This window comes from Sphingobacterium sp. Lzh-3, assembly GCF_046764375.1.
In the GTDB taxonomy this organism is placed as follows: Bacteria; Bacteroidota; Bacteroidia; order Sphingobacteriales; family Sphingobacteriaceae; genus Sphingobacterium.
Window position 1 is genome coordinate 3059351 of record NZ_CP177226.1, and the last position, 12301, is coordinate 3071651.

The following is a 12301-nucleotide window of genomic DNA, read 5'->3' on the forward strand; positions in this document are numbered from 1 at the left end:
GTATCTATCCTTTGCTTAATGGCGATCGGATGTCATCATCAAGCCAATATTTAATTTCGTCCAATGTCATTCTCAGATTGGTTTTACTGAAAATGAAAAGTGCACCGTTGGCCTTAAACCGTTCAAGTTCGGTGGCATTATCTGTGGTCGTATACCCAAATACTTTAATCGATGGAAACCGATCGCGGATATGAAGAGCGGCCTCATGTCCATCCATTACAGGCATATTAAGATCTGCAAGGCATACGTCTGGCAATTCAGTGGTACTTTCGAGTTTTTTCAGGAGCTCCAGTCCGTTGCTGCAATTAAAACGCAGGTCAAATGTTTCATTGTTGACAAGCACTATTTTCATGAGCGTCCGCTGAAAGAGACTATCGTCCACAAATGCTATTTTTATTTTTCTTACAGTCTCAGTTGCCATCTTCTCCCTTCTGCAAAATATCCAATGGCAAATAGTCCTGTTCAGTTGGCGCTACGAAAGTAACCTGTATAGCCCCGAAAGCATTTTCCATCTCCACGCTGATTGCATGAATTGCAGGCGGTATGTATTCTTGTTTGGCCTTTAATTGATCCTTCATTTCCGATACTGTTTAAGTTTGAAATATATGCGTTAGTTACATAGCACTGTAGTCCAATTCAGACTACAACTTTTTTTTAATTAACTGATTCATAAAGGATAAAAAAATGAAATTATCTATCTAAATAGGATTTGTCATGAAATGAATAGCGATTAAGGTGTAGTTTTTAATAATATTTATTAGATTATTTTTTGTAAGGTAAAATAGTTACATTTGATTATTGGAACTGTAGTCTGAATTGGACTTCTCTGGAAAACTCATATATTTATTTTCAGAAAATTAGATTCAAGTCCAATGATAAACTTCAAATTTACGCTGCTATATTCCTCCCCTTTTTCAACAATATCCCTTACGATCCTTGATGATTCTCAGACGGAACATGTGATCAATACTCCCCTTAAAATTTGCTCGGATTTATGGGATTTTGAAAAACAGCGCCCCCGCAATATTTACCTCAAAAAAAATAAAAATTTAAATGCCAAGCTTGATAGGCTAAAAATCGGAATCGCCGAATACCTGAGCAATGTCGCGGCAAAAAACAGCAAAATTTCGCACATCAAACTCCGCAAGATCATAACAGAAAATTGTGATGGCACAAAGAATTTTCGCCCTGCCAACAGCCTACTAGATTATGTGGAAGCCTATATCCGGAGCCGCGCCCATCTTATTTCCGAACCGACTTCCAAGCGTTACCGGGTATTCCTCCATTTGCTTGAGCGATTTGAAGGCCATCGCAAAAAACACCTTTTACTGCACGAAGTCAATGCATCCTTTGTTAAAGAGTTCCTTGAATTTGGCGAGCTGGAAGAATACAATAAAAGTACGATTGGCCGCACCATACATTTTGTCCGGACGGTGCTCAATTTTCTGGAAAAAAGAGGGGTCAGAACCTATGTATATGAACTTGAACTTCCCAAGGAAAAGAAAGTCAATCTATTTGTCACCCTTAGTGAAGATGAGCTAGTAAAACTCAAGGAAACGGATGTCCCGCCAAGCCTACAGGCAGCCCGGGACTGGCTAATCATCAGCTGCTACACCGGCCAGCGCATTTCTGATTTCATGAATTTTGATATCCAGAACCTCGAGATAATCAAGGGAAAACCCTGTATCTCATTTGTCCAGCAGAAAACGCAAAAAGAAATTCTGCTGCCTTTACATCCGGTACCATTGACCATATTGTCAGGCAATTTAAACGTATTTCCCGAGAAGCTTACTGCGCAAAAGTATAATCTGCAGATCAAGGAAGTCGCGGAACTTGCCGGTATCAATAGCCTGGTCAAAGTCCGCAAAAGAAAGGGCTTCCGGGCGGTAGAAATGTTTGTCCAAAAATGGGAAGCGATCACGAGCCACATCGGAAGAAGAAGCTTTGCCTCAAATTTTTACGGTAAAATCCCTACTCCACTACTGATGGAAGCTACAGGTCACAGTACCGAGCAGATGTTCCATCGGTACATCAGTACCATTGATATCGAGCGGACAAGAACGTTGGGACAGTACCTGGAAGATGCTTATAACGATAAATTTAGGGTAGCCTAATTAGCGATTAGATCCGTAATTCGGTTACAAGTTTCCGTAATTGGGGTAAACATGCTGCAGGCTGTGCTTCGTAATTTTGGGTAACAAAAATAAGAAGCAGATGAAAACAAGAAAATTAGGCACGCAGGGACTTGAAATTCCAATGATCGGCTTAGGTTGTATGGGGATGAGCAGTTTTGCGTCCACTGGCGATATCTACGGCAAGGCCGACGAAAAAGAATCCATAGCTACCATTCACCGGTCCTTGGAACTGGGTGGCAACTTTTTGGATACGGCCGATCTGTATGGACCCTTTGAAAACGAAAGGTTGATCTCCAGGGCCATATGCGGCAAGCGAAACGACTATATCCTCGCCAGCAAGTTCGGCTTTGAGATTGATGATAACGACCAGGTGACCTGGCGTATAAACGGTCGGCCAGAATATATCCGGAAGTCTATCGAGCGCTCGCTGAAAAACCTCGATACCGATGTGATTGACCTCTATTATATGCACCGCCCCGACCCCAATGTACCCATCGAGGAAACCATAGGTGCCATGGGCGAGCTGGTCACAGCGGGCAAGGTCAGGTACCTGGGCATTTCGGAAGTCAGTGCCGAGCAGATCAGCAAGGCACACGCGACCTTCCCGATCACGGCTGTGCAGAATGAAATCTCCTTATTCGGACGCGAAGTAGAGACCAATGGCGTATACGATCTGACCCAGGAACTGGGTATAGGCCTGGTCGCCTACTCCCCTTTGGGCCGTGGATTTATCACTGGTGGAATCAAGTCGCCGGACGATATTCCCGAAGATGATTTCCGCAGGCTTATCCCGAGGTTTCAGGGCGAGCAGTTTTATAAAAACCTCGATCTGGTGCGTGAACTCGAACAGATTGGAAAAGAAAAAGACGTTACCTCGTCGCAGCTGGCCCTTGCCTGGCTGATCCAAAAAGGAATCGTGCCGATACCGGGGACAAAAAGAGTGCGCTATGTGGAGCAGAATATCGCCGCAACAGACATCCTATTGACCGCCGAAGAGCTGCAACGCATTGAGGCTATTCTGCCGGTCGGACTGGATACCGGGTCCCGCGATGTAAGTATTCCGCTGCAATCATAAAAAATATAAATGCCATGCCAGCAGAAAGCGCATGGCATTTTACTTAAATTAGGCTATTATTTAACAGGCAAAAAGAGCATGTCAAAGAAAGACCTCCTACTGATCAGGATCAATAGTATCGCTGACTATCATGAAGCGCTGCAGCTCCCCAAACCGCAGCATCCGCTTTTTAGCATCACGGATTTTTCCAAAAACAAGCATATACATCCAACGGTCGAGACCACCTTTCAGCTCAACCTGTACTGCATTTCCATCAAAGAAGATGCGCAATGCGTATTGGGGTATGGCCCACATCAGTACGACTTCCGGGAAGGTCTGATGACCTTCTTTAAACCCGGACAGACGATCAGTGTTGATCCCGATACTGCCCACGCCGAAGTAGGCTATTCCCTTGTTTTCCATCCCGATTTTATCCGCACCTATGACCTGGCACACAAAATCGGCAGTTACAGTTTTTTCGATTACGAAGTCAACGAAGCACTTTTTCTGTCCGACCGGGAGAAAGAGCAGATCCGAAATATCGGAAAAGGGATCTTAAGCGAATATGACAGTCCGATCGACAGCTATAGCCAGGATGCCATTGTCAGTTTCATCGAACTGCTGCTGGTGTATTCGCAGCGGTTTTATAACCGGCAATTTATTACACGTAAGGTACACAATGTGCCCTTGGTGAGCCGGTTTGAACAATTGTTGGATCAATATTTTGAAGCCGAAACCGAACGCAAGGGTTTACCGCAGGTGGGTTATTTTGCTGAGCGGCTGAATATGTCGAAAAACTATTTAAGCGATTTATTACGGTTGCAGACCGGTGAAAGTGCGCAGAACCATATCCAACATAAGCTCATTGAAAAAGCGAAAGATCTGCTTTCCAGGTCGGAGCTTTCTGTTGCCGAAATTGCCTATCAGCTCGGTTTTGAACAGCCACAGTCACTCAATCGTCTATTCAAAAAGAAAACGGAGCTCTCACCGCTGGAGTTCAGACGGAAGATGGCCTAAAGCTAAAATAGCATCCTTAAAATCTGCTGTATATTGAACTGCGGGCCACCATACAGCAGACCTTTGGTCTTAGAGGCGATATCGAAGCGATAAATTACGCCAGATTTCTGTCGCAAAATGCTGATCGGAATGCCTGTTTTCAAAAAACCAGTGGTCGCCTTTTTTTACGAGTTTTTGATCAATTCCATCAAGCGAAATTGGCAATTCCGTATCGAGCTTTGATAAAGACTTTTTCAACAACACCAGCTGATAATCCTGTCCTTTGTAAGTTAAACGGAACACCTGTGAACGATGTGGTTCCCCGCTTATCCCGTCAATTGTGCCTTGCATAAATATAGATCTACTAAAATTTTTAAAATACAGCAATTACGCCAATACGAATACGATAAAAAGTATAAAATCGAGCAAAAATCAGCTTAACATTGCATTATTTTTATAACGAATATCAACAAATAATCGTGCCAAAGTCGATGAATTTTCCGCTCCATTGACGATGATTTTTTTTACATATTTTGATTTCGTCATTTTGGCTACAATCAAGCTCAATTTGGAAACAGGTACCCGATCCCTTATTTAGACATTTGTGGTATGGAATCAAACAATAACAGCATGCAAAAGACAATTTTCATTACAGGAGCTTCTTCCGGTTTGGGAAAAGCAACTGCCAAACTTTTTCAACAGGCGGGTTGGAATGTGATCGCAACCATGCGAAATCCCGAAAATGAAACCGAACTTGCCGGGATCGAAAACATCAGGCTATTAAAATTAGATGTCACCGATCCGGCCCAGATCAAAGAAACTGTAGCAAAAGCCATCGGTATAAGTAACATTGATGTCGTTTTCAATAATGCAGGTTATGGGTTAATGGGTGCCTTTGAAACGTTGAGCGACGAAAAAATACTTCGCCAAATCGACACGAATCTATTGGGCGTATTGCGGGTTACACAAGCCTTTATTCCCCATTTTAGAGCACAGAAAAGTGGTTTATTTATCTCGACCACATCGATTGGTGGTTTTATGGGATTCCCGCTAAATTCCATGTATCATGCAACAAAATTCGCCTTGGAGGGCTGGAGCGAAAGCATGTCCTTTGAACTGAAAAAATTTGGAATAGCCATCAAAACAGTTGCTCCGGGAGGAATAGCGACAGATTTTGCAGGCCGTTCTTTGGATCTAAACCGAACTTCCGACTATCAGGACATCGAAGACAAACTGTTCGAACAAATGGGTCTGATGCTGCAAAATGCATCCACGGCCGAGCAAATTGCCCAAGTGGTGTATGAAGCCGCCACGGACAATAAAGATCAGGTACGTTATCTGGCAGGTGAAGATGCACATGCACTCTATGAAAGACGATTGCAAATCGGAAAAGAAGCCTTCAGGCAAGAAATCGCAAAACAATTTGAGGCCTAATTTTTTAAATCAGCAACTGCCTTGCAAGGCAGTTGTTTTTTGTAAATTTGTATAACAAAAACAGCATGCATCGTATCAATTCCATATCCGAATTTCATCGGCAATTGTCCTTGCCGGCCCCATTACATCCGCTCGTCAGTGTAATTGATGTAGCTGGCATAAAGCCCGATGAAAGTGACATCTGGGAGCAGTTCTACGTGAATTTCTATAGTATTTCGCTGAAAAAAGACGTCACTGCAAAAATAAAATATGGCCAACAGTATTACGATTTCGACAAAGGAACAATGAATTTTATTGCGCCCAAGCAGATTCAATCGTTGACGATGGCCGAAATCAGCAAGATGAATGTCGAATGCGGAAAAGGTTACATGCTGCTATTCCACCCTGATTTTTTGTATACCCACCCCCTAGCCACCAAAATAAAAAACTACAATTTCTTTTCGTATGCGCTTAACGAAGCATTACATCTCTCCGAACGCGAAGAAAAAGACATTATAGAAATTTTTCTTAAAATCGAACAAGAATATGAGCATATCGACAAGCACACCCAAGATATTATTTTGTCGCAAATTGATATGCTCTTGCAATACAGCAACCGTTTCTATGAGCGTCAATTCGTTACTCGAAAGGCGGTTAACCATGCGCTGCTGACCCAATTGGAAAAATTGCTGGACGATTATTTCGACAGCGAAGAAACCTTAAAACAGGGGCTTCCAACCGTAGAGTATTTAGCCGAAAGCCTCCATGTATCAGCACGATATTTAAGCGATTTACTACGTTCCGTTACCGGTAAAAACACACAGCAGCACATTCACGACAAGTTAATTGAAGAAGCCAAGGAACAACTTACGGCGACAAGCCTTTCCGTTGCCGAAATTGCCTATAAGCTCGGTTTTGAACATCCGCAATCGTTCAACAAACTGTTTAAGAAAAAAACCAATGTTTCACCTTTAGCGTTCAGGCAATCGTTTAACTGACAAAATAGTGAAAATAAAGTTTAGTGTTAATCCTGCTCACCTTCGCTCCGGCAAATTGATATGGAATAGTTATTAGGAAGCAGGATACGTCGGCGCGCGATAAACACCGGAGACTTCAAAAATTCAAAAGGTTTATCTTCCCGGCCATGGGAAATCAAGACGGCAAAATAACCTTTAACAATCTTTAACTTTACTACCGGGATCTTTTAAATTTTATAATGTATATTTACATTGTTCTATCGCTCAAGATCGAACGTTATAAAAATTAAGCATATTTCTCGAGTAAAACCCCAAATGTCCCAGTCTATAAAATTCAGCAATGTAAATACATTGTTCTCTAAAACGTTAAAACAAAAAATCAACAACTATTTTCAAAATTCACTTCAGCCAAGAACCGGGAATCGTAAGATCTATCTGAAAGCGGCTATACTCCTGATGAGCTTTGCGGTATTGTACCTCCTTCTGGTATTTGCACCTTTGCATTGGAGTATTGCAATAGCATTATGTATCATTTTCGGAGCTAACCTCGCTGCGATTGGTTTTAACATTATGCACGATGCTGGGCACAATTCTTTTTCAGACAATAAAAACCTGAACACTGTGCTCTCCTACTCGCTCAATCTACTGGGCGGCAATATCTACTTTTGGAAGCTCAAACATAATATTGCACACCATACCTATACAAATATCGATGGCGAAGATCACGATATCGAAGTAAAGTTTATGCGTATACACCACGATCAGAAACTTCGGAAACACCATCGCTATCAGCGTTTTTATTTTCCGCTGCTCTATGGAATCTCCTATTTAGCGTGGATCTTTTATCAGGATTATGAGAAATATTTCCGTGGGCGCATGGGATATAAAACGAAGCAATTTCATTTTCCGGTCAAAGAGCGTATTATTTTTTGGGTCAGTAAGCTAATTCACTTCAGCTTATTTGTCATTATTCCGATCATTTTCGTCGGGTGGCTGCCCACACTTATCGGTTTGCTGATTGCTGGTACAGTGTGTGGTATGAGTCTGGCCACAGTATTCCAGCTGGCCCATGTGGTGGAAGAAACCGAATTCAAAACCATTGACCAGTCAAAGGTCGAAGAAGAATGGATGATTCATCAGATTCAGTCCACCGCAAATTTTGCTACGGGCAGCAAGGTACTTACCTGGTTGCTTGGCGGTCTCAATTTTCAGGTTGAACATCACCTTTTTCCAAAGATCAGCCATGTGCATTATCCTGCGCTCAATAGGATTGTGAAGCAGACCTGCAAGGAATATAAAATACAATACAACGAGTTTCGGAGCTTCTGGACAGCATTTAGATCGCATTTAAAAGTGTTGGAGGCTTTGTCAAAATAACCTAGTTATTAGCGCGTCGCTTCATTTCTTTGTCCCTTCCCTATGGCCATTATGTGCCATCGAAGTTGGCAGCTTCCAGCAAAAAAGAAAAGACCAGAAATCGCTAAGAAGCCCGGTCTTTTCTAACTAAGTTATCCATCAAATGGATTATTATAAGGACAAGATTGAGCTGAACATCGTTTGAAAAAATTTCAATTTTCGGCATGTTGTACAGAGCCTCTATCTTTTCTGTCAATTTATCAGGTAAAATTTGACAGTTTTGCTGCAAAAATTTCAGTTTTTTAAGCTCGGTACCTTTTTTGTGAGATTTTTAATACAGTCGGCCGACTGATAGATTTAAATTATTGTTATACTTCATTAAAAGGAGGTTACTATGAAACTTGCAAAAAGAAACTGGAACAATTTTTCACTTTTTTCGCCCATGTTTGATAATTTTAACCGTGAGCTTTTAAACTGGGACAACAAGAATTACTCATCAACAAGTACTACCGTTCCTGCGGTCAACATCAAGGAAAACGCAGACAGCTTCGAAGTGGAGGTCGCCGCACCCGGCATGGCCAAAGGCGATTTCAAGGTGACCCTCGACGGCAATCTCTTAACCATATCCTCGGCTAAGGAGGAACAAAACGAAGAGCATAAAGACAACTACACCCGTCGGGAGTTCAGCTACCAATCTTTCCAACGCAGCTTCGAACTTCAAAAGGAGGTTGTCGATCAGGACAATATTCAGGCACACTATGAAAATGGCATGCTCCGATTGACAATACCGAAGAAAGAAGAAGCCAAACAGAAAGAACCGCGGATGATCGAAATATCCTAAAGATCCAGATAGCAAATTTTAATGGTTAGCCTCCCACGGAGGCTAACCTATTTTTTTCAATCTTTAAAACGAAGATTATGAAAACGTCGAATTACTATATTGAATTACAGATGTACAGCCACGGACATTATATCACTATCGCCAGTTTTGACCAAAAAAGCTGCGAAAAGATTATTCATGAATTGTTTGATGAACTGCGCGGTGAGCCTGAAGCCTCAGACAGCAGACGTCTTCGCATCAATCTTCTTCTGAACGACGCTACAATTCAGAGGACACAATTACGATCCATCCACTGTACACTGGATGAGTTGGCCGAGAACACCAAGATTATCATCAAGAAGACATTCCGCTCAGTAAACTTTGACTGACGGAAGTGCATTGCAGCATACAACACAAGCTATCAGCCTATAGACCATTTAAACACATTTTTTTTACACTATTTTTTTTATTTCAATCTTGATTTTTATCAAATTGATTTTTAATTTGGGTGCGGTTTTTCAAAAAGGTAGCTGATACCCAAACCGACATTTTTTAAAAGCTAATATTCTATTTAAATATAAATTTTAGTTATTGGATCATGTTAACAGAATTACTAATTACAAACACAGACCGACGTTTTTCTTTCAGGCCACTTCTTATCGCACTTATTGTGCTGGCTAACAGTTTCTATCTATCTGGGCAAGTCTTGAAGCCCCTCAAATCTGGTTTCGAAGCGAGGCTTGTCAATATTGAGGCCCCCAGCAACGAACCCTTTCGTTATACGACCACCTTGACCAACGGATCCGCTCAATTGGTTAACTACAACCTGAATGCCCAGCTACCCGATGGATGGCAGATTAGCTACCGCGTAGAAGGCTCGCAAGTGACTTCCCTTCAGATGCAGCCTAATAAGGCACAGGAAATCAGCATTGAAATCAGCTGTCCGATCACGGCCAAGCCCGATAAATATAAAATTCCGCTACGGGCTATATCCTCAACCGATACCTTAAAGCTTGAGCTCGAAGCAGTCGTCAAAGGCTCCTATGCCCTTGAGTTGACCACCCCCAGTGGGCGACTAAGTGACGAAGTCGTGTCTGGTAGCAGCAAGGAAATTCTACTTAAAGTCAAAAACACGGGCACCCTGCCACTCAATGCCTTGGAACTGACGTCCCAATTACCCAGCCGATGGGAGGCAAGCTTCGATCCGTCGAACATCAAACAGCTCGAAGCAGGTAAATCTATTGACGTCAAAGTCAACCTAAAAGTTCCCGACAAAACTATTGCCGGTGACTATGCTTCCAAATTTGAGGTCAAATCATCCAATAGTAGCGCCGACATTTCATTCCGTATGATTGTGAAAACTTCTTTGCTTTCTGGCTGGATCGGTATGCTTGTCATTGTATTGGCCATTGGTTTGGTGTATTTTCTCATCCGTAAATACGGCCGCAGATAAGGGCGCTACAAAAAGATTATCATGATGAAGGATCCTATCATTCAATTGACAGGCCTGACAAAAAGCTACGGCAAAGTAACCGCTGTAGATCAGTTGGACCTGCACATTTATCCCGGAGAGATCTTTGGCCTGCTCGGCCCCAATGGTGCCGGCAAGACAACCAGCATCCTCATGATGCTGGGCCTGACCGAACCTACCTCTGGCACAGCCTATGTCTGCGGGCACAATGCTACGCGCAATCCGATCGCCGTGAAACGAAAAGTCGGCTACCTGCCCGACAACGTAGGTTTCTACCCGGATATGACAGCGCTGGAAAACCTAAGTTTTATTGCCAGATTAAATGGTCTCACAGAATCCTATGCACAAGCTTCTGCAAAAGACATGTTACATGTAGTGGGGCTCGAACGGGAAATGCATAAAAAAACCGGTGCTTTTTCCCGCGGTATGAAACAACGTCTAGGCTTGGCCGAAGTGCTGATCAAGGCTCCCGAGGTTGCCATCCTTGATGAGCCTACGCTTGGCATTGATCCCAAGGGTGTTGACGAATTCCTTGAGCTCATCAAGCAGCTCAGCAGGGAGCATAACCTAACGGTACTGCTTTCTTCACACCACCTCCACCAGGTGCAGCGTGTATGCGATCGGGTGGGTATTTTTGTTGGCGGAAAATTACTGGTTGAAGGATCACTTGAAAGCCTTGCCCATAACCTGCAGCAGCAGAAAGGTATCAGTACCGTCATTACCCTTGACCATGCCCAGGGCGATACCAAACGGTTTGCAGAAGCATTAAAGGCCCTGCCCGGACTCCGTGATCTTAAGGTGAACGGATTTACGATCGAATTAAAAACAGACAGCGATACAACAGCAATGGCCGTACGCCTCCTGGTAAACAATGGCGCCGATATCGTTTCCGTGAACCGCAACGACTACCAGCTCGACGATATTTATAATACATATTTTGAGAACAGCATAACTACAGATAATGCCTATGAAAAATCCAAGGGTTTCTTCAAAAGATACCAATAAACGGCCATCCTTTCCGATGCAGGTGCTGGTCCGCAAAGAAATTGCGGCACATATCCGCAGCTGGCGTTTTATTATGCTGATCCTGCTCATCGTACTGACTTTCTGCGCATCCCTCTACGTTTCATCCATGGGGCTCAAGGACGCTGTCAGCAATATGCGCGATCCTGATCAGTCATTTCTTTATCTCAAGCTACTGACCACAACGGATAATTCCATTCCGCCATTTCATGTTTTTTTAAACTTTCTAGCGCCACTATTGGGCATAGCCCTCGGTTTTGACGCCGTCAATGCAGAATACAACAACGGTACACTCACTCGTTTGCTGGCGCAGCCAATTTACCGAGACAACCTGCTGTTCGCCAAATTTCTGGCGCCACTGGCCGTGGTGGGTACATTATTTGTTGCGCTGGTCATGCTGATGATCGGTGGCGGTCTCCTCGGTACAGGTGTCCGGATAGAACCCCAGGAGTTACTGCGTATCTTCGGTTTTACCTTGATCAGTGTGCTCTATGTTGCCTTCTGGCTGAGCCTTTCCATCCTGTTGTCGATCCGCTTTCGCCAGCCGGCCACCTCAGCACTTACCGCGATCGGCATCTGGTTGTTTTTTACGGTATTCTTTCCTATTCTGGTCAATCTGGCAATACGCCCTTTTTTACCTAACCCCAATTATATTTCGGAGCAGGAGTACATCGGCTATAATGAGCTCATCTTAAATCTGCTCCGCTTATCACCGAGTCAGCTCTATACCGATGCCACCACTACCCTATTGATGCCCTCGGTACGCAGCTTAGGTCCCATTTCCATGGAACAGATGGTCGGTGCCATCCCCGCACCACTTTCCTTTCGGGAAAGTTTTCTGATGGTGTGGCCACAGGTCAGTGGCCTCTGTGCAGCCATGATGATCTGTTTTGCCTGGTCCTATTACATTTTTATGCGAAGGGAAATCAGAAGTTAAGCGTTTCCACCAAAGCAGCTTGTCAGAACTGCTTTCATAAACTGTAAGGCGCACGCTTCCGTGCGCCTTTATTATTTCCTTTTCGCTCGCTCTTTTCGATCATTTAGCAAGCACCCTAT

At 43.4% G+C, this 12301-nt stretch carries 14 protein-coding genes; 11 read left to right on the top strand and 3 right to left on the bottom strand.

Features of this window, described 5'->3' with window-relative positions:
- Positions 1 to 4: 4 nt before the first annotated feature.
- Both ACLCDV_RS12765 and ACLCDV_RS12770 read right to left on the bottom strand, forming a co-directional pair.
- Positions 5 to 421, bottom strand: coding sequence for a response regulator (locus ACLCDV_RS12765; RefSeq protein WP_317666686.1), 417 nt, complete (start codon positions 419 to 421; stop codon positions 5 to 7).
- Entirely contained in the window at positions 411 to 578 is a 168-nt protein-coding gene (locus ACLCDV_RS12770) for a hypothetical protein (RefSeq protein WP_336835850.1), read from the bottom strand. The genes ACLCDV_RS12765 and ACLCDV_RS12770 overlap by 11 nt, the downstream gene beginning before the upstream one ends.
- Positions 579 to 872: 294 nt before the next feature.
- Between ACLCDV_RS12770 and ACLCDV_RS12775 the strand changes: the two genes are divergently transcribed.
- From ACLCDV_RS12775 to ACLCDV_RS12785, 3 genes are all read left to right on the top strand, one after another.
- Positions 873 to 2114: a phage integrase SAM-like domain-containing protein gene (locus ACLCDV_RS12775; protein WP_411973893.1), complete on the top strand. Its 1242-nt coding sequence runs from the start codon at positions 873 to 875 to the stop codon at positions 2112 to 2114.
- Between the two features lie 100 nt (positions 2115 to 2214).
- A complete protein-coding gene (locus tag ACLCDV_RS12780) occupies positions 2215 to 3210 on the top strand; it encodes an aldo/keto reductase (protein ID WP_411973894.1) in 996 nt (331 codons plus the stop codon).
- A 78-nt stretch (positions 3211 to 3288) separates the two neighbouring features.
- Complete coding sequence (locus ACLCDV_RS12785; protein ID WP_411973895.1) at positions 3289 to 4206, top strand: helix-turn-helix domain-containing protein; 918 nt, start codon at positions 3289 to 3291, stop codon at positions 4204 to 4206.
- A gap of 69 nt (positions 4207 to 4275) precedes the next feature.
- On the opposite strand, the gene ACLCDV_RS12790 is transcribed toward ACLCDV_RS12785, so the two are convergent.
- Entirely contained in the window at positions 4276 to 4536 is a 261-nt protein-coding gene (locus tag ACLCDV_RS12790; protein WP_075992933.1) for a hypothetical protein, read from the bottom strand.
- A gap of 279 nt (positions 4537 to 4815) precedes the next feature.
- Here ACLCDV_RS12790 and ACLCDV_RS12795 point away from each other — a divergent pair, with 279 nt between their 5' ends.
- From ACLCDV_RS12795 to ACLCDV_RS12830, 8 genes are all read left to right on the top strand, one after another.
- Positions 4816 to 5619 carry an SDR family oxidoreductase gene (locus ACLCDV_RS12795; RefSeq protein ID WP_411973896.1) on the top strand — a complete coding sequence of 268 codons (804 nt, stop codon included), beginning with the start codon at positions 4816 to 4818 and terminating at the stop codon, positions 5617 to 5619.
- Between the two features lie 65 nt (positions 5620 to 5684).
- Positions 5685 to 6596, top strand: a complete 912-nt coding sequence (locus ACLCDV_RS12800) for a helix-turn-helix domain-containing protein (RefSeq protein WP_411973897.1) — start codon at positions 5685 to 5687, stop codon at positions 6594 to 6596.
- A 294-nt stretch (positions 6597 to 6890) separates the two neighbouring features.
- The gene (locus tag ACLCDV_RS12805; protein ID WP_411973898.1) at positions 6891 to 7952 is read left to right on the top strand and encodes a fatty acid desaturase family protein; all 1062 of its coding nucleotides are present in this window, start codon (positions 6891 to 6893) and stop codon (positions 7950 to 7952) included.
- Positions 7953 to 8325: 373 nt separating this feature from the next.
- Positions 8326 to 8772 carry an Hsp20/alpha crystallin family protein gene (locus ACLCDV_RS12810; RefSeq protein ID WP_075992936.1) on the top strand — a complete coding sequence of 149 codons (447 nt, stop codon included), beginning with the start codon at positions 8326 to 8328 and terminating at the stop codon, positions 8770 to 8772.
- Between the two features lie 77 nt (positions 8773 to 8849).
- A complete protein-coding gene (locus ACLCDV_RS12815) occupies positions 8850 to 9140 on the top strand; it encodes a hypothetical protein (protein ID WP_120334036.1) in 291 nt (96 codons plus the stop codon).
- Positions 9141 to 9349: 209 nt separating this feature from the next.
- The gene (locus ACLCDV_RS12820; protein WP_411973899.1) at positions 9350 to 10204 is read left to right on the top strand and encodes an NEW3 domain-containing protein; all 855 of its coding nucleotides are present in this window, start codon (positions 9350 to 9352) and stop codon (positions 10202 to 10204) included.
- A gap of 21 nt (positions 10205 to 10225) precedes the next feature.
- Positions 10226 to 11227, top strand: a complete 1002-nt coding sequence (locus ACLCDV_RS12825; protein WP_411973900.1) for an ABC transporter ATP-binding protein — start codon at positions 10226 to 10228, stop codon at positions 11225 to 11227.
- Positions 11190 to 12182 carry an ABC transporter permease gene (locus ACLCDV_RS12830; RefSeq protein WP_411973901.1) on the top strand — a complete coding sequence of 331 codons (993 nt, stop codon included), beginning with the start codon at positions 11190 to 11192 and terminating at the stop codon, positions 12180 to 12182. Before ACLCDV_RS12825 ends, ACLCDV_RS12830 begins: the two co-directional genes overlap by 38 nt.
- Positions 12183 to 12301 lie beyond the last annotated feature (119 nt).